16 protein-coding genes are annotated in these 20,734 nt (G+C 54.8%); 6 read left to right on the plus strand and 10 right to left on the minus strand.

All coding sequences use genetic code 11. The features are described from left to right. Positions 1-106: 106 nt before the first annotated feature. Complete coding sequence (locus SAMA_RS04370) at positions 107-1,378, minus strand: multifunctional CCA addition/repair protein (protein ID WP_041409681.1); 1,272 nt, start codon at positions 1,376-1,378, stop codon at positions 107-109. Positions 1,379-1,630: 252 nt separating this feature from the next. Between SAMA_RS04370 and SAMA_RS19745 the strand changes: the two genes are divergently transcribed. Both SAMA_RS19745 and SAMA_RS04380 read left to right on the plus strand, forming a co-directional pair. Beyond that, on the plus strand, positions 1,631-3,472 hold the full coding sequence (locus tag SAMA_RS19745; RefSeq protein WP_011758952.1) for an ExeA family protein: 1,842 nt from the start codon (positions 1,631-1,633) through the stop codon (positions 3,470-3,472). Continuing rightward, positions 3,472-4,584 carry a general secretion pathway protein GspB gene (locus tag SAMA_RS04380; RefSeq protein ID WP_011758953.1) on the plus strand — a complete coding sequence of 371 codons (1,113 nt, stop codon included), beginning with the start codon at positions 3,472-3,474 and terminating at the stop codon, positions 4,582-4,584. The genes SAMA_RS19745 and SAMA_RS04380 overlap by 1 nt, the downstream gene beginning before the upstream one ends. Positions 4,585-4,664: 80 nt before the next feature. On the opposite strand, the gene nhaD is transcribed toward SAMA_RS04380, so the two are convergent. After that, positions 4,665-5,912, minus strand: coding sequence for a sodium:proton antiporter NhaD (gene nhaD, locus SAMA_RS04385; protein WP_011758954.1), 1,248 nt, complete (start codon positions 5,910-5,912; stop codon positions 4,665-4,667). Positions 5,913-6,431: 519 nt separating this feature from the next. Between nhaD and SAMA_RS04390 the strand changes: the two genes are divergently transcribed. After that, positions 6,432-6,617 carry a hypothetical protein gene (locus SAMA_RS04390; RefSeq protein WP_011758955.1) on the plus strand — a complete coding sequence of 62 codons (186 nt, stop codon included), beginning with the start codon at positions 6,432-6,434 and terminating at the stop codon, positions 6,615-6,617. Between the two features lie 141 nt (positions 6,618-6,758). On the opposite strand, the gene hemL is transcribed toward SAMA_RS04390, so the two are convergent. From hemL to SAMA_RS04405, 3 genes are all read right to left on the minus strand, one after another. Next, on the minus strand, positions 6,759-8,042 hold the full coding sequence (gene hemL / locus SAMA_RS04395; protein WP_011758956.1) for a glutamate-1-semialdehyde 2,1-aminomutase: 1,284 nt from the start codon (positions 8,040-8,042) through the stop codon (positions 6,759-6,761). Positions 8,043-8,071: 29 nt separating this feature from the next. After that, positions 8,072-9,091: an aspartate carbamoyltransferase gene (locus tag SAMA_RS04400; RefSeq protein WP_011758957.1), complete on the minus strand. Its 1,020-nt coding sequence runs from the start codon at positions 9,089-9,091 to the stop codon at positions 8,072-8,074. Between the two features lie 140 nt (positions 9,092-9,231). Beyond that, entirely contained in the window at positions 9,232-10,947 is a 1,716-nt protein-coding gene (locus SAMA_RS04405; protein WP_011758958.1) for a chloride channel protein, read from the minus strand. 109 nt (positions 10,948-11,056) lie between these two features. Between SAMA_RS04405 and SAMA_RS04410 the strand changes: the two genes are divergently transcribed. Together SAMA_RS04410 and erpA are read left to right on the plus strand one after the other, a co-directional pair. Beyond that, positions 11,057-11,860 (plus strand): DUF6776 family protein, encoded by an 804-nt coding sequence (locus SAMA_RS04410; protein WP_011758959.1) that lies wholly within the window; start codon positions 11,057-11,059, stop codon positions 11,858-11,860. Beyond that, the gene (gene erpA / locus SAMA_RS04415; RefSeq protein WP_011758960.1) at positions 11,853-12,203 is read left to right on the plus strand and encodes an iron-sulfur cluster insertion protein ErpA; all 351 of its coding nucleotides are present in this window, start codon (positions 11,853-11,855) and stop codon (positions 12,201-12,203) included. Before SAMA_RS04410 ends, erpA begins: the two co-directional genes overlap by 8 nt. A gap of 87 nt (positions 12,204-12,290) precedes the next feature. Here erpA and SAMA_RS04420 read toward each other — a convergent pair whose 3' ends face one another. From SAMA_RS04420 to SAMA_RS04430, 3 genes are all read right to left on the minus strand, one after another. Beyond that, entirely contained in the window at positions 12,291-12,713 is a 423-nt protein-coding gene (locus tag SAMA_RS04420) for a hypothetical protein (RefSeq protein ID WP_011758961.1), read from the minus strand. 13 nt (positions 12,714-12,726) lie between these two features. Continuing rightward, entirely contained in the window at positions 12,727-13,101 is a 375-nt protein-coding gene (locus tag SAMA_RS04425; RefSeq protein WP_041409682.1) for a DUF2750 domain-containing protein, read from the minus strand. A gap of 138 nt (positions 13,102-13,239) precedes the next feature. After that, positions 13,240-15,765 carry a S9 family peptidase gene (locus SAMA_RS04430; protein WP_011758963.1) on the minus strand — a complete coding sequence of 842 codons (2,526 nt, stop codon included), beginning with the start codon at positions 15,763-15,765 and terminating at the stop codon, positions 13,240-13,242. A gap of 219 nt (positions 15,766-15,984) precedes the next feature. Between SAMA_RS04430 and SAMA_RS04435 the strand changes: the two genes are divergently transcribed. Next, complete coding sequence (locus tag SAMA_RS04435) at positions 15,985-18,087, plus strand: winged helix-turn-helix domain-containing protein (RefSeq protein ID WP_011758964.1); 2,103 nt, start codon at positions 15,985-15,987, stop codon at positions 18,085-18,087. A 55-nt stretch (positions 18,088-18,142) separates the two neighbouring features. Here SAMA_RS04435 and SAMA_RS04440 read toward each other — a convergent pair whose 3' ends face one another. After that, positions 18,143-19,252, minus strand: coding sequence for an anhydro-N-acetylmuramic acid kinase (locus SAMA_RS04440; protein ID WP_011758965.1), 1,110 nt, complete (start codon positions 19,250-19,252; stop codon positions 18,143-18,145). Beyond that, on the minus strand, positions 19,249-20,637 hold the full coding sequence (locus tag SAMA_RS04445) for a peptidoglycan DD-metalloendopeptidase family protein (protein WP_011758966.1): 1,389 nt from the start codon (positions 20,635-20,637) through the stop codon (positions 19,249-19,251). The genes SAMA_RS04440 and SAMA_RS04445 overlap by 4 nt, the downstream gene beginning before the upstream one ends. Positions 20,638-20,734 lie beyond the last annotated feature (97 nt).

The raw sequence follows: 20,734 nt of genomic DNA on the forward strand, positions 1-20,734 counted from the left end.
CAAAAAAATTTGCTACGAATATCCATCAATTCGCTTGATAACCATATCTAAAATTCAGTGAATTGCAAGTTTCAAGTAGAGAATCCACAAGTTTTAAGCAGAAATTTCACGCTTCTAGGTCAGATTTTTTCACCGATGAAGCTTTTGATTGATTTTGGACAGAGTTTTTTATCAATCCTATTTCCGAAAGCCGACGTTTCGCCAATTCATGTTTGATTTCACCCCCGGAAAAACCCGCGTCAATTATTTCCCGAACGTCAATTTTTTGGGTCGCTTTATAACAGTCCAATAAATATTTTTTCTGAGGATAGGGGTTATTTTCGAATCCGGTTCGCCCTTTAATGTCGGCCTCGCAGGCATCCAATACCAGAGGCAATCGTTCAGGCTTGCGCCAGAGATCCAATTTATCAAACAGTCTTAGAATAGTGTCGGCCCTGAGCTCAAACGCATTGTGAATATTCTGATGTTCGTCGCTCACCCAAAGCGCCAGCTCTTTATAGTCCGAGGGCACTCTAAATCTGTCACAGAGTGCTTTGATGAGGGGTAATCCCTTTTGACCGTGGCCATGGTGTTTGGGCCAAAGTGCCTTTGGGGTGACGCCCTTGCCAAGATCATGTACCAGGGCAGCAAACCTGACTTGCTTATTGGGTGTGAGTTTGGCTGCCTGCTCCAGCACCATCATGGTGTGCACCCCGGTATCAATTTCAGGATGCCATTGTTCAGGCTGAGGCACACCGAATAAAGCATGGATTTCCGGAAACAGCACCTCAAGCGCACCACATTGGTTTAGCACGTCAAAAAAGACCTGGGGACTGTCACAGCCCAATACCTTCTCCAGCTCCTGCCAGACACGCTCTGCGGTCAGGTACAAAAGCTCACCACTCTCAGTCAGCTGGCGCATTAGTGCCAGGGTGTCAGGGGCGACGGTAAATCCCTGAGGCGCGAAACGGGCGGCAAAGCGGGCAACGCGAAGCACCCTGAGGGGGTCTTCCACAAAAGCCTCGCAGACATGCCGTAACAACCTTGCTTCAAGGTCGGCTACGCCGCCCCAGGGGTCATGCAGACTGCCATCCTCAGCCATGGCGATTGCGTTGATGGTCAGATCCCGGCGCTTGAGGTCTTCTTCGAGGGTGACATCGGGGCTCGCATGACAGACAAAGCCGCCGTAACCTGTGCCGCTCTTTCGCTCGGTGCGGGCAAGGGCATATTCTTCCTGGGTTTTGGGGTGCAAAAATACCGGAAAGTCTTTACCAACCTGGCGGTACCCGGCCGCCAGCATTTCCTCTACGGTTGCGCCAACCACCATATAATCTCTGTCTTTGACGTCAAGACCGAGGAGTGAATCCCGAACTGCGCCGCCTACCAGATAAGTTTTCAATGTGTTATCCATCCAACTGTCATACAGTTAGCTTAACACGAGCACCGGAATAACAGTGACAGCCTGTGGGCGATACTCAGACTTGGTTTTTGGTGGTAATAAGCTGATGGGTAATAAAACACCGGCCCATGCCTCATGGCCGGGGAGACTTTTTGACATTGACCGCCACTGGCATTACCTTGGCTCCACTCGCTGTATTCAGGTAGCCAGGGCTGCTGGCACTGGGCGGTTTCCAAGAAGGATAGATAAGGCATGTACAAGGCGTTTTATGGGTTAAAGGACAACCCATTTTCCATTGCACCCAATCCAACGTATCTGTTCCTCAGTGACAGGCACCGAGAGGCACTTGCACACCTGACCTATGGGCTTGGTGAAACCGGCGGTTTTGTGCTGCTCACCGGCGAAGTTGGCACCGGCAAAACCACGGTCTCCCGCTGCTTATTGCGTCAATTGCCCGATACAACTGATACCGCATTTATCCTGAACCCGGCCCTGACCGAACTTGAGCTGCTGGCAACCCTTTGTGATGAACTCAAGATCCCCTATGGTGAATCCCCCAGTCTTAAGCGGCTGACTGACCTCATCAGTGGCTTTTTACTTAAGAACCACAACGCCGGTCGTAATACAGTACTGATTATTGATGAAGCACAGCACCTCAAAGCGGAGGTGCTCGAGCAGCTCAGGCTGCTGACCAACCTCGAAACCGATACCAAAAAGCTGCTGCAGGTGATCTTGATTGGCCAACCTGAGCTGCAACAACTCCTCAAGCGTCAGGAGCTCAGACAGCTCGCTCAGCGCATTACAGCCCGTTATCATCTATTACCCCTTACCGCAGAAGAAGTCGGCCTGTACGTGCAGCACAGGCTGCAGGTGGCTGGGAGGTTTGAACCCCTGTTCAACGCAGGTGCCATAAAGGCGTTGCACAAGGCCAGTGGCGGTATTCCCCGGATCATTAATCTGCTGTGCGAGAGGGCTCTAATGGCGGGCTTTGCCCAGAGTCGGGTGCCCATCAATAAGCAGATGGTGCGTCAGGCTGCAGTTGAAGTTCTGGGGCTCGAACCCCAAAGACCATCCTGGTACGAGCGCCCACTTCCTATGACGCTGGCCACGGCCCTGACATTTGGCGTGGCGCTGTATGGCTTTAATTACCTTAATCAGCCCGTGACGGCGGCCACATCGCTCGCGTTGCCCATTGCGGACTCACCTGTGCAGGGGGCCCCTGTGCAGGCAGCGCCTGAGTCGCTGCAGCCTGAGTTGCAGCCGACTGCAACAGTTAATCAAAGCACGATCGAGCCCTTGCAACCGGATTCGTCTGGGGTAACCTCAGGCGCACAATCTGAAACGGCGATGGAGAATTTGGCAGATATTGCCACGGATAGCACGCTACAAAACCAGGTCTTGGCACAGAGCTCGCCCATCAGCCGCATCACGGATGCCGGGGCAGAGCTTGCCGAGCTTGAAGCCCGTCAGGCAAAAGTGCGCGAACGGGTGCTGACGGACGCTGTGGCACAAAGCCGCAGTTTGGATACGGCCTATGCTGCTCTCTTCGGCGCCTGGGGCCTGGCGCCGATAAAAGATCTCAGTCCCTGTGAGTCGGCCCGTGAGCAAGGGCTGTCCTGTTTTCAGCAACAGGGGACCTGGTTTAATTTGGTTAAGCTTAACTATCCGGCGGTGGCCTACATGATGGATGACGCCGGTGGCGAGTTCTTCGTCACCGTGATTGAGCGGGATGGAGACGAGCTGCTGGTGCAGCTTGCCGAGCAGCAGCTTTGGGTTAACCGGGACTGGTTCAATCGCCACTTCACCGGCACCTTTGAACTCTTTTGGCAGGCGCCTGTCTACAGCCCTCGGGAAATCGGGATTGCGTCACCACAGCCAGAGGTGCAATGGCTGGAAAATGGTTTGGCCAAGGTCGACAAAATCACCCCAAGATTGGTCAATGAATTTGATACGGAGCTTGAAAATCGCCTCAAGTTGTTCCAGCGTCAGCATGGCCTCAAGGCCGATGGTATCGCCGGCAGTCAAACTCTGCAGCAACTCAACCTGTACCTGAGCAATGAAGGTCCACGCCTGGTGCAGGGAGGGCTGTACTGATGTCTATCCTGCTTGACGCAGTAACGCGAAGTAAACAACAGGAGAACGGCTTCGACCCTGTCTCCAGTCCGCGCCCACAGTATCGACCCGAAAAGGCGCCCATCCGGCCGGGAAAACTGCTGTTGCTGCCTGCGGCGCTGTCGCTGGCTGTAGCCGCGGCCTGGGGAGTTAACTCCTGGATTTTGCAGCCTGCGCCTCAAAGCAGCTTGCCGTTGGTAAGTCAGGCTGGGGAAGCGCGTACCGGTAATGGCCCCTCAGGCTCAGCTAAAGCTGTCACGTCTCATTCTAATCCAGCCTCTACCCAGACCTTGTCGGTGCGCCCCCCTGTAACACAAGCCGCTTCTGAGCCGGTGATTTCCGCCAGCAGTGACACGGGTAACGGTGTGCGTCTTGCGGGCAAGGCGGCGCTGCCAGCTCCGGTAAACCTCAACACCGACTACGGCATGGTCAACCAAGCCCCGCTTGCTGTCGACCCCAATGCAGATCTGAGCTATGAAGTGGCTGAAGAAACCGCTGAGGCAAGGGCTGCACGATTGGAGGCCTTGATGGCAGCGGGAGTCACAGATGACCAGCGCCGGGCCTTCGATGAAGTGATGCAAATTGAGGAGTCGCGCCCAAGACAGGTGTTAACGCAAAGCCAGAATGTCAGGGCTCCCCGTGATCAGGGGATGGCCGCCCTGCAAGCCGAAGTGGACAAAGCGGCTGCGGAATTTGGCCTGCAACGCACTGAACCCAAGCCTGCCTCTCGCGATGACAGCAATACGCTAAGTGGTGATGCGCTGGTGCAGGCCTTTGAAGCCGCGCTCAAAGAGGTGGAGTTTACCGAGTCGGCAAACCGGGAAGTCACGCCAGCGCCCGTATCAACCATACCGCAAACGTCCGATTATCCCAGATACGGTGATTTGCCCGCGGGACTGCAGTTGCAGGTGCCTGAATTCAATATCATGGCCCATGTGTACTCCAATGATCCCAGTCAGCGTTGGCTGAATGTGGATGGCACTGAGCTACAGGAGGGGGATAACATCAAGGGCTCGCTGAGCATTGTGGAAATTCGCCCACGGGATGTGGTGCTCTCCATCGATGGCACGGCGTTTAAAGTGCCGGCTATCTGATGCCAGCGAGCTTGGTGTGAGTCGCATCCAATAAAAAAGGCGCCTTGGGCGCCTTTTTTATATCTGCTTACCGACAGCCATCAGCCATAAAACTGATAGGCAATCAGCAGTGTCAGACCATAGCCGACCACGTAAGACAGCATTAAAGAAGGTACGTACTTGAGGTAGGTGACGAAAGTCAGTTCCTTCACCTTGCTCATGGCGATGATACCGGCCGCAGAGCCAATCACCAGCAGTGAACCACCCACGCCCACGGCGTAGGTCAGACCCAGCCATTCGGGCGTCGACAGCACAGGTTCTGCCTTCAAAAGCGCTGCGGTCAGAGGTACGTTGTCCAGAATCGCCGAGCCCATACCGGTGACGAAGTTGGAGATATTGGGGTCATGCATGGCGTAGACCTGGGTCAGCAGCTCCAGGGTGCCGATTTCTTTAAGCATACCAACCAGCAGCAGGATCCCGAGGAAGAACAGCAGGGTGTCGTATTCAACCTGGCGGATATATTCGAGGATCTTGATTTCTTCCTTGTCGGTGCGAATGGTATGGCCCACGAGGAACATCACCGACAGACCGGTCAGGAAGGTCAGCACTGGAGGAATGCCAAAGAGGACGTTCAGCGCCATGGTCATGATGATGGTGATAAAGAAAATCGCAGCAATGGCGATGTCCACCGGCTGATAAGCCCGCTTGATGGGGGTAGTGCTCACTTCGCCCTTGGCATTCATGGAGAACAGGATGGCCAACAGGAACACGCTCACCGCAGCAGGGATAAAGAGGATAAGCAGTTCAGAGATGTGTACGTGGCCGGAGAGGAAGATCATCAGGGTGGTTACGTCACCGGTGATAAGGGCCACACCGCCTGAGTTCACCGCGAAGATAATGAGCACCGCCATGCGGCGACGCATTTGCTTATCCAGCTTGAAGGTGGTCAACAGACCCAGAGATACCAGGGTCGCCGTTACGTTGTCACAGAAGGCCGACAGGATAAGGGCGAACAGCGCCACCTGAATCATCAGCATCCGCACCGATACCCGCTGTGGGAATATCTTCTGCACCATTATCTGGATCATGCCCTTGGCGTTGAGGTAGGCCACAAAGGTCATGGTCGACATCAAAAACAGCCAGAGGGTGGCAATTTCAAGCAGGTTTTCATTGAGTTCATGGGCGACCAGCTCAGTATGCTCACCACCGCCGGAGGCGATAAACAGGGTTACCCAGGAAATACAGCCAAGAAACAGGGTCGTTTTGGCTTTGTTGAGGTGAGTCACTTCTTCAAAGATGATACTGAGCAAGGCCAGTATCGCCAGAATGATCAGAAAGGTATGGAGCATAAAGGCACGTCCTACTGCTGATTCGGGGTCCGTATCGCCTGTGTAAACAGGCCTGAATAACGAGCTGAATCAAGGATTGATTAAGCCGGTTATGTTATCGCCGCCAGGGGCGTGCGGATCAGACCATAACCGCCATGAGAACGCAACTGTTAACCACTAGACAATTTGTCTAAGAATCGTGGGCTCTGTCACGGGAAATTGGCGGTTAACCAGAGTTTATTCCTGGGTCTTTGTGAGTGACTGGTTGTTTGTGCTGTATCCTGCGACGCCTTGACTCGAAGCATGGACAGATATACTGCTTATTCGCGAGTTTGATTTGCCAAATGTTATTTCGTTGTAACGGATGAGGTTGTGGCAGATACGGAGGAACGTACCTTATAAACCGCAGGCAATTTTTACTTCTGCTGCACTTTCAAGTGATTGCAAATTGATGCTGTCAGATATTTGATTGTTTGATTTTTAAGCTGTACCTTGCGCGCCCATAGAGAGATTGAGGTCATTGATTGGGAGTCGCTGAAAATGCAATTTCTGCTGAAGAGCATATTGCTGCTGGGATCGCTGGCATGGCTGGTGGTCAGCGGCAAGACCTTGCTGGGCCTCGGGGTGATGGAAAATCCTTCGATAATGAAGGAACACCTGTTTGTGGTGGCGCAGGTCGTGTTGGCACTCTTGATACTGCGCAGTGTGGCTGGCAAACGCAGCTAGCCTATTGCTTCGAACACATTGCCCCGCTGTTTGCTTCGAGCCTGTCTGGTTTGCTGTGATTCGAATCTAATGAAAAAGGACGCCGATAGCGTCCTTTCGTTTTGCAGTGCCGCGATAACGGCGAGCATCCGGGCGTTGCAGTTACTTCATGCGGGCCAGTACGCGATCAGCGGCGGCCAGGGTTTCTTCGATTTCCTTGTCACCGTGGGCCATGGACAGGAAGCCAGCCTCATAAGCGCTTGGGGCCAGATACACACCCTCGTCCAGCATGCCGTGGTAGAAGGCGCGGAAGTGGTCCATGTTACAGCGGGTCACCTGGTCGAAACGGGTGATATGCTGCTCATCGGTGAAGAAGAAGCCGAACATGCCGCCAACATAGTTGATGGCCATCGGGATACCATGCTTGTCGGCAGCGGCCTTGAAGCCTTCGGCGATGCGCTTGGTCTTGGCGGCAAGTTCTTCATACAGGCCATCGGCACAAAGGGCGTCGAGCTGCGCCAGACCGGCTGTCATGGCAATGGGATTACCCGAAAGAGTACCTGCCTGATACACAGGGCCGGCAGGAGCCAGATACTGCATCACGTCTTTTTTGCCGCCAAAGGCGCCAACGGGCATGCCGCCGCCAATCACCTTACCCAGGGTGGTGAGGTCCGGGGTCACGCCATAGTGGCCCTGAGCACCGCTTCTGGATACACGGAAGCCCGTCATTACTTCATCGATGATAAAGAGCGCACCGTACTTGTCACAGAGGGCGCGCAGGCCTTCCAGAAATCCGGGAACCGGCGGAATACAGTTCATGTTGCCGGCAACCGGCTCGATGATGATACAGGCGATGTCTTCAGGATACTGGTCGAAGAAAGACTGTACAGACTCAAGGTCGTTATACACGGCAGTGAGAGTGTGCTTGGCGAAATCTTCCGGGATACCGGGTGAGCTTGGCTGACCCAGAGTCAGGGCGCCAGAGCCGGCTTTTACCAGCAGACAGTCGGCGTGGCCATGGTAGCAACCTTCAAACTTAAGGATTTTGTCGCGCTTGGTGTAACCACGGGCCAGACGGATGGCGCTCATGGTGGCTTCGGTGCCTGAACTCACCATACGCACCTGATCCATGGAAGGCACCATTTCGATTACCTTCTCGGCCATGATGACTTCAAGCTCGGTGGGGGCACCGAAAGACAAACCATTGTGAACGGCTTTAAGCACGGCTTCGCGAATGGATGGGTGGTTGTGGCCAAGAATCATTGGGCCCCAGGAGCCCACATAATCGATATAGGCCTTGCCGTCGGCGTCATAGATATATGCGCCATCGGCCTTTTCTATAAAACGAGGGGTACCGCCCACGCCATTGAAGGCGCGCACCGGTGAGTTAACGCCACCGGGAATGGTTTTTTTAGCCTGTTCAAACAAGGTTTCGGAACGGGTCATTTATCAATCCTTTAAGTCAGTAGCCGACCTTAGAAGTCAGCCTTGCGTGAATACCAGTTAACCGGACACTCGTACTTTTCCAGCTGTGAGTCCACGCCCAATGTCAGGGCAAACAGCGCCATGCGAATGAGCAGCCCGTTATCGGCCTGGCGGAATATGGCCAGGTTAGGATGGCTGTTCAAATCATTGTCCAGCTCGTTGGCCTGGGCACGTGAGTCCCGGGGGAGCGGATGCATGATCACCGTATTGGACTTACAGTGCTGGGTGTAAATGCTGCGGTTGAGACGGAACTTGCCGCGATACTTGTTGGCTTCATCCTGTGACGGGAAGCGCTCTTCCTGAATTCGGGTCAGGTACAGGATGTCGGCCTTGTCCAGATTGCCTTCCAGCTGATCGGTTATTGTGACCTTATGGCCGGCATTTTCAATGTCGGCTATCACATAATCGGGCATTGCCAGCTCTTTGGGAGAAATCAGGGTAAAGCTGACGTTTTTGTACAGACACAGCAGGCGTGACAGTGAGTGTACTGTGCGGCCAAATTTAAGGTCGCCCACCATGGCGATGTGCATGCCGTCAATACTCATACCGGCGTGGCTGAGCTCCTTCTGGATGGTGAACAAATCCAGCAGGGCCTGAGTCGGATGTTCGTTGGGGCCGTCGCCACCGTTGATCACCGGCACCCGGCTGCCCTCAGCGAATTCGCGCACCGAGTAGGCATCGGGATGACGCATGGCAATCACATCTGAGTATGTCGACAGCACACGGGCTGTGTCGTACAGCGATTCACCCTTGGACAAGGAAGATGAGGCCATGCCCACGGTTTCCGCCACGCGGCCGCCCAGCAGGTTAAAGGCACAGCCAAAGCTCACCCGGGTACGGGTGCTGGGTTCAAAGAACAGATTCCCCAATATGGCACCATCCAACACCCGGGTACGTTTTTCCCGTAACGCATAGGGCGCCATACGCTCGGCAACATTGAAAATAGTGTGAATGGAGTCCAGATTGAACTGGTTTACGGAGAGGATGTGAGATCCTTTGAACTGAGTCATCAGCCGGCTTTCCAATTGCTGTGGGAGGGAGTGGCGACAAGGCCTTTCCGCCCCTGGTTTATGTAGGGTTTGGCTGAGGCGCAACTATAGCAGAAGGGGCAGCGCTTTGAAATGGCAGCAGCTAAATTACCTGCTGCCCATCACACCTGACCGGAACGAATTTCCTGTTGTAGTTTGGTCCAGCCGATAACGCCCACTAGATTATCTTTATCTCCTTGATAAATATAAACTTCGCCAGTCCGTTTCGGTGAGAGGATCTCATAGGCTTCGTTTAAGGTGGCGGTATCGGGCAAGCCCTGCATCGGTTGGCGAGATAGTGTGGTGTTGTCTTCAAAGGATTGCATTTCCAGGCGCAGCATCTGGATTTCTCCCTCAGCGCTTCGCACCATCACAGGACGACCCTCGGCACGCTTCATCACTTCAAGCAGCAGCTCGTCATCGTTTTTCACCACCACAAAGCGCCGGTCCATCAGGGCACGGACGCCGGTTTTTTGCAGCCCCTGATTCACCGGTGGCACCTTGTAACCCAGGCCCATGATGTCCAACTGGCGGAAAAACACCGACTCGGTTTGAAACCACTGATAAGCCACCAGGAAGGCGGGAATGGTCACGAACATGGCAGGCAAAATAATGGAGGCATCGTTGGTAAGTTCCAGCAGCGCCACCAGGGCCGCCAGCGGCGCGCTCAGGCACACTCCCATCATGGCCGTCATGCCAATTACGGTGTAGAGCCCCACGTAGGGTGCAATGGAAGGGAACAACATGGCGCTGATAAGCGCGAGAATACCGCCCAGCAAAGCACCAATGCCGTACAGCGGGCCGATAAGTCCGCCGGGGATGCCAAGACCAATGGCGGCAATAGTGGCAATCATTTTGCCAATGAGCACGGCGATGAGCAGCAAGAGTCCCGGGTTTTCGGCAATCACTGCATTGATGGCCAAATCCCCGGAACCCAGGGCTTGGGGCAGGGCGATACCGACAACCGTAGTGATACTGCCAGCCAACAGCAGCCGCACTATTAAGGGCCAGTGCTGGCCGGTGGCGGTTACCTTGAGCAGGGTCCAGTTAAAGGCGGCAGCTGCGCATCCCAGTCCCACCCCGCCCAAGGCCAGCAAGGGGTAGTGATCCAGCGGGATATGAAACACCTGAATGGCATCGTATTCGTGCACGTTGCCGAATACCAGTTGGCTTGAGAGCGCGCCGCAGATGGCCGAAATCATGATAGGAAAGAAGTAATGGATTTTGTATTCCCGCACCACCACTTCAAATACAAATACCACCGCCGCCAGCGGGGCGTTAAAGGTGGCCGCAATCCCGGCGGCTATGCCACTGGCACACATGATGCGCACGCTATTATCGGGCAGTTTGAATTTTTCGGCTAGCACACTGGCGCTCACGGCGCCAAGGTGAATGGCCGGACCTTCACGGCCGACAGAGAAGTTAGTGGCAAGTGCAATCAGCGCCTGAAAAAACTGACCGGGAGCCGATTGCAGCGGAATTTTTCCGTAGTGCAGTTTAAAGCGGTGCAGCACATAGGCGATACCCATCCGGCGGTAACGTTTTGAGCCCAGGGTTGCAACCAGCCAAATCAGCAGAGCCCCCAAGAGCGGCAACAGCGCCCGCCAGTCATACACCATGGCCTCCATGTCCATACGTTCGATGCCGGAGTAGTGGTTGGCGCCTTCCAGCAGTAAGCGGAACAAAATAATGACCAGTGAGGCAATGAGCGCGAAACACAATGCCAAACCACAGAGTTGCAGACTGATCCGCGCCTGTGACAGCTTGTCTCTGAGTTCTGTGTGAAAATATCTGAGGGCGAGTCGACGCATCGCCTCGAGCCGGGTCTTTATCTTCATGCCTGCCCTGTGCATAGGCCCCGGGGTGCTGGCCTTTGCCATGCTTATGCTGTTATTCTGCCCCGTCGACGGTCCGGCGGACCGAAAGTTACTAAGAGGCTGTTATTCAATGGCGAATTATCAACGTTGGCTCGATAGGCTGCAAGTGATGGAGCGCAAATTCCGCCCTTCGAGCTGGTATTTGTTTTTGTTGATGCTGGTCGCGTTTTTACTGGGTGCCCTTAGCTACCATTTGACCCTGTCCATGGAGCAACCCGTGTTGAATCTTGGTGGCGGCAGGGCCAAGCAACTGGCCGAGGAGCTGAAAACCCAGAATCAACTGCTGGCGAGTCGCAATCTGGAGCTGGCCGTGGAGAAGGAAGCCAATGTCCAGATGCAGGCCATGTTCACCGAACAGGCCGCCAAACAGCGTGAGCTTGAGCGGGAGCTGGCGTTTTACCGCGCTGTGATGGCGCCCAATGAAAATGCCGAAGGTGTTACCATCCACGGAATGGAGCTCACGGCGTCCCCGGTTGAGGGGCAACAAAGGCTCAAGGTGGTGTTAACCCAACTGCAAAAGCGGCGGCAAAACATCAAGGGAAGCCTGGAGTTAACCCTGGTGGGGTTGGTGGACAACAAGCTGACCAGCCTGCAGCTGAAAGACGTGGGAGCCAAGCTTGATAATTTCGACTTCCGTTACTTCCAGGTGCTTGAAACTCCTGTGACATTCCCGGCAGAGTTTCAACTGACGACCATCAAGGCCAAGATACGTGTCTCCAAGGGGCGTTATAATCAGGCCGCGCTGGCAGAGCAGGAATTCAGCCTGCCGATGCTGACGGGAGAGACAAAAGAGCCCGGTATAATACTTGAACAAAATAGTCAGGTAACGGATAATTCCGGGCAGCAATCTGAAGTTCGAGGTAGTAATGACTGAACAAACTGACGTAGCCATGCCCATCTCTTTCACCGATGCAGCGGCTGCCAAAGTTAAGGCTCTGCTCGATGAAGAGCAGAATGATGCACTCAAGCTGCGCGTCTATGTTACCGGCGGTGGCTGTTCTGGGTTCCAGTACGGTTTCACCTTCGATGAAAAGGTGAACGACGGCGATTTCACCGTGGAAAAGCAGGGTGTTCAGCTGGTGGTCGACCCCATGAGTCTGCAATACCTGATGGGCGGTGAAGTGGATTACACTTCAGGCTTGGAAGGCTCACGCTTCTTTGTGAAGAACCCCAACGCCACCACCACCTGTGGCTGTGGCGCCAGCTTCTCTGTGTAAGCTGTTTTGCCCATAAATAAAAAAGCCGCCCCAGGGCGGCTTTTTTATTTGGCTATTCGGTAGCTTAACCTTTCGCAGGCTGGTACCTCAGCTCATCAGGTTGAAGTTTTGAGCCCGATTGAAAAACTTGCCTACCTTGGGCGTAAATACCAGCCAAACCTGCACCATGCACAACCCAATCAGGACGGCAAAAATGGCATAGTCCGATGCCTCGAAGGGCATTCCGGCAAGGTTCAGGGTGTTGGGGCCTGTGGCCACATCATCCCCTTGGTCCAGAATGAAAGGCAGCAGGCTGACCATGGCAAGTTGCAGCACGGTGTAACCCCTCAGAAACCACAAGCCAGCGCGTTGGCGGGCAAACACCGCCACCACCATCAGCAAGGTCAACAGGCAAAAGATCACGCCCTGTTTGGCAACAATGCCACTCACTGCCGCAGCAGTATAGAGCAACATCAATGCTATCAGTCGCTTGGGCATGGGCGTTGCCTTGGGTATGCTCTGCTCTGTCATGGTTTCCCCTTAATCAGTGGCGGGTCTTGGGCTGCAGGCGGCTCTCAAGCTCCCAGGGGGGCACCACTACGCCCAAATCATCCTGAACCGGGAATACCGCCACCTGAAGATCGTCGTCCTGCATACCCACTACCCAGCGTTCCAGCCACTCATTGAGTGGGATGGACAGGGGTTCGCAGTCCTGCCACTCGTCCACTGCCCACAGTGCTGCAGCCTCTTCTGAGGGCCACATTGGGATGCAGTCATCGTCATCTGTGGTCAGCATTACGCAACCATCCTGATCCTGCAACGTCCAGATTTCCTTATGTTCTTTAACTTCGGTAACCAGATAGTCGTAGCGGGCTTCGGGTGTCATGGCGGTGATTTGCGCCAGTGTTTTCTTGGTCATGGATAGCACTCTCTCGGTGGGGCAAATAGCGTGCAAAAGGCACGGCCCGATTGTGGCCGCATGGTAACATTTGTTCACCCGGGGAAAAAGAGTGCTGTGGTTTGCCATTCCCCGGGAATCATCCTGACCGGGCCCAATCTACAGGGGCTGAGCTGCCGCAGCGGCCGTCGTTTCTTTGGGTGACAGATGGCTTCGAAGCCAGGCTTCCTGTTCCCACAGGACATGCAACTGGGACTCCCGCGCGCGATAGCTGTGGCCCTCAAAGGGCAGGGTCACCAAACGGGCCTGACCGCCAAGGGTGGACACTGCATCAAACAGGCGGCTTGACTGCATGGGGTAGGTGCCGGAGTTGGCATCCGCTTCACCGTGGATAAGCAGCAGCGGCTCGTTTATCTTGTCGGCCACGTTAAAGGGTGACATCTGCTGATACAGCGCCTGGGCCTCCCAGTAATTGCGCCGCTCGTTTTGGAACCCAAAAGGCGTGAGGCTGCGATTATAGGCGCCGCTTCGGGCGATACCGGTTGCAAAAAGGTCGGTGTGTGCCAGCAGGTTGGCCACCATAAAGGCGCCGTAGGAGTGGCCGCCAACGGCGATGCGACCGGGTTCGGCTATGCCTCTGTCAGTCAGCACTTTGACGGCAGCCTCGGCATTGGCCACCAGTTGCGCGAGAAAAGTATCATTGGGCTTGTTTTTACCAACACCGATAATCGGCATCGACACCCTGTCGAACACCGCGAATCCCGCAGCTACCATGGCTGGAGCACTGAGCGGACTCAGTCTGGGGTAAGAGAGTGGATTAAAGTCGACCTGAGCGGCCACCTCGGCATTCTTATACTCCCTCGGATACGCCCAAATCAGCACAGGCAGCGGACCATCGCCGTGGCGGTAATTGGCCGGAAGATAGAGGGTGCCGGACAAGGGTTGGCCGTCGGCGCGGCTGAACTGAATATGCTCCTTCTGTATGCCTTCGAGGGCGGGTTGGCGTTTTGCCAGTGGTATCAAGGGTTCGCGTTTACCACTTTCAGGCCAAACCCGGTAGAGCCGGGGTGGTTGCAATGGTGTTTCCTGGCTCACGAGCAACTGAAGCGGTGAGAGAGACTCCAGTGCCACCACCCGCTCGAACGCCGATGGCGCACTTTGCCACAGAAGGCTGCGGGCTTCTCCTGCCTTACTGGTGGCCAAAAAAGGGCGCATACCGTCATCTGAGTGACCATCGCCATAGTGATACATGGCACCGTTTCGGGTCGCCACCAGATGGGTCACAGGGTCACGTACCAGCGTGCCCGGATCCTGATATTTATCTTTGCTGCTTATCTGGTACCAGTCCTGCCAGGCGGTTGCGGTATTGGCAGTGGCGGGGCTTAGCAGGCTCACTTTGATAAGTTGCTTGCTGCGACGGATTTGGCTTATCAAGGCCTTGCCATCATCGCGCCAATTGATGGCGCTGATGGGCCACTGGGTTTGCCCCAGTACTTTAGCGGACACAGTAAAAGGCGGACTCAGGGTATAGAGGGTATCCCTGAAGCTGGCTTCAGCTTTTTGCGCGTCGCTGCTCTCATGTACTGCTGCGTCGTTTGCCGGTGCGTCAGTTTCTTGCGTCTTTGAACGTTTTGCCTCGCTGCGATGTCCCTCGACCCACACCAGGTTGGCCTCGCCCTGCCAGTGGAACAGCCTTGGCGCAGGGCCGGGCATATCAGCATCATCCCGCTCAGCATCGCTGCCGGGTACCCGGACACGGTAAAGGGCATCACCGCTTGTCAGACTCATAACCTCGAAGCGTTTGGCAAAACCGCGGTAGGGGACTCTGTTTGAGAAGGGTTCGGTCAGCTGCTCAACCAATATAAAGCGGCCGTCGGGCGAAGCGTCGGCATCCAGCAAAAAAACGGGGCTTCCCAGTGGACGAAGTTCACCTTCTGTAGAGAGTAAAGCCAACTGACTTAACACCTGCTGTGCAAAGGCCTGGTGATCGGCTGGGTTTTTCAGCAAATTTCTGTGGGTACGTTTGGCCACCTGATTGGGTTGACTCTCTTTGATGGCGGGCATGCCAGGGATGGCGCTTTGCGAACTGGGCGCCTGACCATGCTCACCGACAACAAGGGGCAGAAGCAAGGCGCTGCTGTCTGGCAGCCAGCGATAATTTACCCCCAAACTGAAATTGAGCCTTAAGTCCTGTTCCTGCACCTTACCCGATGCCAGCTCAATCAGTTGTAATCTCGGCTGGTCGGTGGCGAGGCTTATCAAGGCCAGGGTTTTACCGTCGGGGGAGAATTTGGGCGCCATAACCGGCATTAATGCGCTCAGTCCCGGGATGGATTGACGCTGCATGTCACTGGCGCGCCTCAGACTCAGCTCGTCGTACAAGGTGGGTAATTTGCCCGGCAGATGACCATGGCTGTCGATTTCCGTTCCTCCCAAACGCATCATGGGCTGAGCGAGTTGCTTGACGGTGGGGGCGCCCTGTGGGCTTAAACTTAACAACCAAAAGCCATCCGGTGACAAGAGCACCTTGTTCTGTTTGGCCTGTTCAACCAAGGCTGCGAGAGGCGAGCTCGGTATCTGATAGCCCGCCACTTGTTCACCGGCCAGGGCAAGGTTGGCCAGGCTGAGTGGGAATGAGAGCAGACTGCTTATTATGAGGGCTGGTATCGGGGGGCAGAGTTTCATGGAAGATCCCACAGACGGATTGATTACCGGGTTGTAAAAAATGTTGACGGATGCAGCAATCAAAGGCGCCTCGATTATTGCTTGTTTCTATCTCTATTTTTTATCTATTTAATTTAAATACAATCAGTTGGATAAAATTGTCTGAGGTGTTTTCACTTGTCATGCACTCGGGGCACTTTTAATATGGAGCACACCCCAATAAGACCCTGATGGCCTGTGATGCTTGAGACCAAACAGAGCGTATTTTACCTCGGCAGCTGCCGTATCGATGCGAGCGACAACAGCCTGCAGTTTCCCGCCTCTGCCGACTGTGTGCAGGAGCGCATCACCCTGCAGCCCAAGTTTGTTGAAGTGCTCGCTTATCTTGCTCATCACTATCCCAGGGTGGTGACGAGGGATGCGCTGATCACTGACATCTGGGAAGGGAATACCTACGTGGGCGAGAAGGCGCTCACCAACGCAGTGTGGCACCTGAGGCAGCAACTCGGACCGCTTGGCGCGGGAGAGGTCATAGAAACAGTCCGTAAAACCGGGTACCGGCTTTGTATCGAACCCAGATTCGAGCTACCTGCCGAAGATGGACAATTGCGCCTTGAGCGTAAGAGTCGGCTCCTTGGCCGGGCTCTAATCGGGTGCTCAGTGACGCTTGCATTGGTATTGGCCGTGGCAGGCCACCATTGGTACCGGGACACGCTGCACCGCCCCTTTGGGGTCGACAGGCTCACCAGCGATGGCGGCTCAGAGCGTTTCCCCAGTGTGTCCCCCGATGGGCGCTTTTTGGTGTATGGCGGCCAGCAGCCCGGTAAAAACGGCAGCTTGTTTCAGCTGGATTTGGAGCATCCCGATGCCAGTCCAAGACAGCTCACCCCCGACAGTTCCGATGAGCTGCGCGCCGTCTGGTCTAACGACGGCAAGTCGTTGTATTTCCCCAGTGCTTCTGCCGGGGAGTGCAAAATAACCCGGCTGGATCTGAAAGATGGTCAGCTCACTCCCCTTGCCGACTGCACCAGCGTCACTACGGCCATCGACCTTACCGTTGATGGCACTGGCCTGGCGTTTATCACCACCAATGCCCCACAAAAGAATGCAGGCATATACCTGCTGGATTTGACCGAGAAAGAGGCTGAGCCGGTGCGCCTGTCCTGTGACACAGAGTGCCCCTACCGCGACAGAGATTTTGCCTTCAGTCCCGATGGACAAACTCTGGCCATCGCCAGGCGTTTTGGCGATATATCGGAAGACATTTTTTTACGCCAGCTTGCCGACGGCAGTGAGCGGCGACTGACTCAGGGGATTGAAGATATACGCGGTCTGTCCTGGCACAGAGACGGGCGGCGTCTGGTATACAGCACCGAAGAGGCGGGTAACCGTGGCGGCTATCTTATCGATACCGAAACCGGCGAAATCACGGCACTGGATCAGGATGGTTTAAGCTACCCCCGCTTTGTGCCCGATTCCGACGAGCTGGTGTTCTATCACTACAATAATCATCGCCAGCTGGTGTCGATGCATCCATTTGCCGAGGTGCCCCAGGCTCCGTTTCCGATGATTTACGGCAACTTCAGCCAACGTTATGCGGATTATTCACCCGAGGCCCGGCGCTTGGTGTTTGTGTCCAATGAGTCAGAGCACAATGAAATCTGGACATCGGACGTGGACGGGCAGCGGCGGCAAATGCACACCTCGCTGAAACGTCAGGCCACTTCGCCCGCCTGGTCACACGACGGCAGTCGTATCGCCTTTGTGGCCGCGGATACCAATCACGAGGGTAACAAGCTGCATATTCTGGATATTCGCGACAACAGCATCCGGGTTGTGGCGTCGCCTTATATCAACCATGGCCGTCCCGAGTGGAGTGGTGACGACAGCTTTTTGCTGGCCAGCACTGTGGATGGTTTGACCCGCTTCCATCTGGACAACAAACCTCCAACTCTGGTGTCTCCCATTATGGTGCGGCGTCTTCAGGTGTTGGGGGATTGGCTCTACTTCAGCTACAGCACCGGGCCACGTGGTCTTTGGCGCATGCCATGGCAAGGCGGAAAGCCGGAGCAGGTGCTGGGGGCGAAGTTGATGAGTGATGGCTATAACTGGACAGTAGCGGATGACGGTGTCTTCTTCCGCCAGCGCCATTCGGGCTCGGCATTGCTCAGCTATTTTGACTTCGCCAGGGCAGAGGTCAGGCCGCTGATTGAGTTGCCCCCCAACAGCATCAGCCGTCAGGAGAACATGGTGTGGGTAGAAAAAGAGCAAAAGCTGGTACTGGTGTCGTGGAACTATCCGAGGCGTGACGTGATGCGATTGAGGCATCCTGCGCTGCAATGACGGATATTGCCAGATAAATAAAAAACGGCCGATTGGCCGTTTTTTATTGGGATTATCAAGCCGCCGGGAAGCGGGCGCCGAGTATGGCTTCGCGTCTTGCCCCTGTCACGGCGGGCAGGTTGGCCGGCAGTCCCTGATGGTGGCGCAGGGCAAGCCAGGCAAAGGCGATGGCCTCAACCCATTTCGGGTCAACTCCAAGCACCGAAGTGGTAGTCAGTGTAAACCCGGGTAACAGGGCCTGCAGGCGGTTCATCAGCTCAATATTGAGGGCGCCACCGCCGCATACAAACAACTCGCCACTGTTTGACAGCTTGAGAATATCCGCCGCGATACTGTGGCAGGTTAAGTCCAGCAGGGTTGACTGAATATCGGCCTCGTCGAGGTGGCCAAACTTTTCCAGTTGCTGTTCCAGCCAAGCGTTATTGAAAAGCTCACGACCGGTGCTCTTGGGGTATGGCTGCATAAAATACGGATGCGACAGCAACTGGGCCAAGAGCGTATTGTCGGTTTTACCACTGGCGGCAAAGGCGCCGTCCCGATCGAAAGCCTGTTGTTTTACCTGCTGTATCCAGCCATCTATCAGGGTGTTGCCCGGCCCGGTATCAAATCCAAGTACAGCCTCTGCATTGCCCGGCAACCAGGTGATATTGGCGATACCACCTATGTTGAGGATCACCCGGCGTTTATCTGCTTTAGCAAAAATCTGCTGGTGGAATGCCGGGACCAGCGGTGCTCCCTGGCCGCCAAGTGCAATATCTTTGCGGCGAAAATCAGCAATGACATCGATACCTGTTTCGGCGGCAATGGTGTTGGGATCGCCGATTTGCACAGTGAACCCCACCTCGAGGTTGGGCATGTGCCTAACGGTTTGACCATGGCTGCCAATGGCCACGACCTGGGACTTATCTATGCCACTGCTGGCAAGCAGGTTGTTGACGGCTTTGGCAAAGAGACTGCCAACGCTGCGGTCGAGTCGTCCAAGCCGATTTACTTCATCCTGTCCGGGCTGACATAAACGCTGCAGCCCTTTGAACAGGTGTTCCGGAATGGCTTCTGTGTGGGTGGCAATGAGTTTGGGGGATGGAGTGTCGAAATCCACCAGGACAGCGTCCACACCGTCCATACTGGTGCCGGACATGAGTCCGATAAACAAAGATTGGCTCATGGAGTTTGTTTGCCCTCTGGCGCCAGCGCCAGTTGCTGTTGCTTGTTAAAGGAAATTTTAGCCATCAAATCCTTGCTGATGCGGCTGAATTTCGCCAATTCTTTCTTGCCAATGGACTCTGCCTTGGGCAGGTCAATCGTACGGGGGTTTCTGTGTACGCCATTGACGATAAATTCATAATGCAGGTGAGCCCCGGTCACCCGGCCGGTTTTGCCGAGTGTTCCGATAATTTGGCCTTGTTTAACCGAGTCACCCTTTTTCACCCTGCGTTTGTTCAGGTGCAGATACTTGGTGGTGTAAGTGCCGTTATGGCGAATAAACACGTAGTTGCCATTGTACTGATTGTAACCGGCCTCTATCACCTTGCCCGCGCCTGCGGCTTTAATCGGTGTGCCAATGGCGGCTACATAGTCAACGCCCCTGTGGGCCTTGACCTGGCCTGTTACCGGATGCAGGCGCTTGGGGTTGAAATTGGAACTGACGTAATTGAAGTCAACCGGCGATCGCAAAAAGGCTTTGCGCATGCTCTGGCCACTTTCGGAATAGTAGTTACCGTCTTCGTAGCGCACCGCAGTGTAGCGTTTGCCATCGTTGATAAACTCAGCCGCCAGAATGGCACCATTTCGCACGAACTCGCCGTCGGCATAGTGTTTTTCATAGAGCAGGGCGAAAGTATCGCCTTTTTGCAGATCCTGGGCAAAGTCGATGTCCCAGCCAAACACGGTGGCCAAATCCATGATCTGGCCGCTGTTAAGGCCAGCATCCACGGCGGCTGTCCAAAAATTGCTGAAAATCTTACCCTGGGCAAAATCGGTTCGCGTGGTCAGCTGCTTTACATCGATTCGCTCGCTGTACCCGGATTCGGTGCGCTGTACCGTGAGAGTCGACACGCCGTCGATACGGTAACTGAGCTCGGCAAACTCACCCTTGTCATCTTTCATGATGACAATTTCTTCCCCAGGCATGATTTTCAGCAGGTTGTTTTTGGCCTCCGGCAGCCGGGTGATTTCGTAAACATCGCGGCTGGAGAGTCCGGCACGCTGAAACAGTGCCGCCAATGTGTCGCCCCTGGATACTTCAAAATGCTCTACCTCGCGGTTTGAGGGCGTTGCGCTGGCTTTTGCACTTGGCATGGCTTCCTGCACGCTCTCACCATTGGGGGCGGCTATGTCTATGTCTGCGGCCTGGCCCATCGGCGGCGTGGGGGTGCGCTGCGACAAGGGCAGGGTAAAATCGATATTGTCGTTTGCTGTTGGGGTTTGCCGTGAGGCTTCGGCATCCTCAGAGGGGAAAAACAGGGTGACTGTGGTTAACAATAAAAGAATGCTCAGAATGACCTGATGCTTTTTGGGGAGCAGCTTGAGAAGCGTAATAACCTTTGTCATTTGACCCGGGTACCAAATCCCTATTTCCTGTCGATTGGGCCTAGTGTACACACTTTCATTTGCCCAGGCTAACAAGTAACATAGGTCTCTTTGATTG

Origin of the sequence: Shewanella amazonensis SB2B (assembly GCF_000015245.1) — a bacterium.
In the GTDB taxonomy this organism is placed as follows: domain Bacteria; phylum Pseudomonadota; class Gammaproteobacteria; order Enterobacterales; family Shewanellaceae; genus Shewanella; species Shewanella amazonensis.

Coding starts and splice junctions, on each gene's coding strand:
- SAMA_RS04400 (WP_011758957.1), bottom strand. CDS start 9,091: ATGACTCAGTTCAAAGGATCTCACATCCTCTCCGTAAACCAGTTCAAT.
- SAMA_RS04425 (WP_041409682.1), bottom strand. CDS start 13,101: ATGACCAAGAAAACACTGGCGCAAATCACCGCCATGACACCCGAAGCC.
- SAMA_RS04410 (WP_011758959.1), top strand. CDS start 11,057: ATGGCGAATTATCAACGTTGGCTCGATAGGCTGCAAGTGATGGAGCGC.
- SAMA_RS04420 (WP_011758961.1), bottom strand. CDS start 12,713: ATGACAGAGCAGAGCATACCCAAGGCAACGCCCATGCCCAAGCGACTG.
- nhaD (WP_011758954.1), bottom strand. CDS start 5,912: ATGCTCCATACCTTTCTGATCATTCTGGCGATACTGGCCTTGCTCAGT.
- hemL (WP_011758956.1), bottom strand. CDS start 8,042: ATGACCCGTTCCGAAACCTTGTTTGAACAGGCTAAAAAAACCATTCCC.
- SAMA_RS04445 (WP_011758966.1), bottom strand. CDS start 20,637: ATGACAAAGGTTATTACGCTTCTCAAGCTGCTCCCCAAAAAGCATCAG.
- SAMA_RS04390 (WP_011758955.1), top strand. CDS start 6,432: ATGCAATTTCTGCTGAAGAGCATATTGCTGCTGGGATCGCTGGCATGG.
- SAMA_RS04440 (WP_011758965.1), bottom strand. CDS start 19,252: ATGAGCCAATCTTTGTTTATCGGACTCATGTCCGGCACCAGTATGGAC.
- SAMA_RS04435 (WP_011758964.1), top strand. CDS start 15,985: ATGCTTGAGACCAAACAGAGCGTATTTTACCTCGGCAGCTGCCGTATC.
- SAMA_RS19745 (WP_011758952.1), top strand. CDS start 1,631: ATGTACAAGGCGTTTTATGGGTTAAAGGACAACCCATTTTCCATTGCA.
- SAMA_RS04380 (WP_011758953.1), top strand. CDS start 3,472: ATGTCTATCCTGCTTGACGCAGTAACGCGAAGTAAACAACAGGAGAAC.
- SAMA_RS04430 (WP_011758963.1), bottom strand. CDS start 15,765: ATGAAACTCTGCCCCCCGATACCAGCCCTCATAATAAGCAGTCTGCTC.
- erpA (WP_011758960.1), top strand. CDS start 11,853: ATGACTGAACAAACTGACGTAGCCATGCCCATCTCTTTCACCGATGCA.
- SAMA_RS04405 (WP_011758958.1), bottom strand. CDS start 10,947: ATGAAGATAAAGACCCGGCTCGAGGCGATGCGTCGACTCGCCCTCAGA.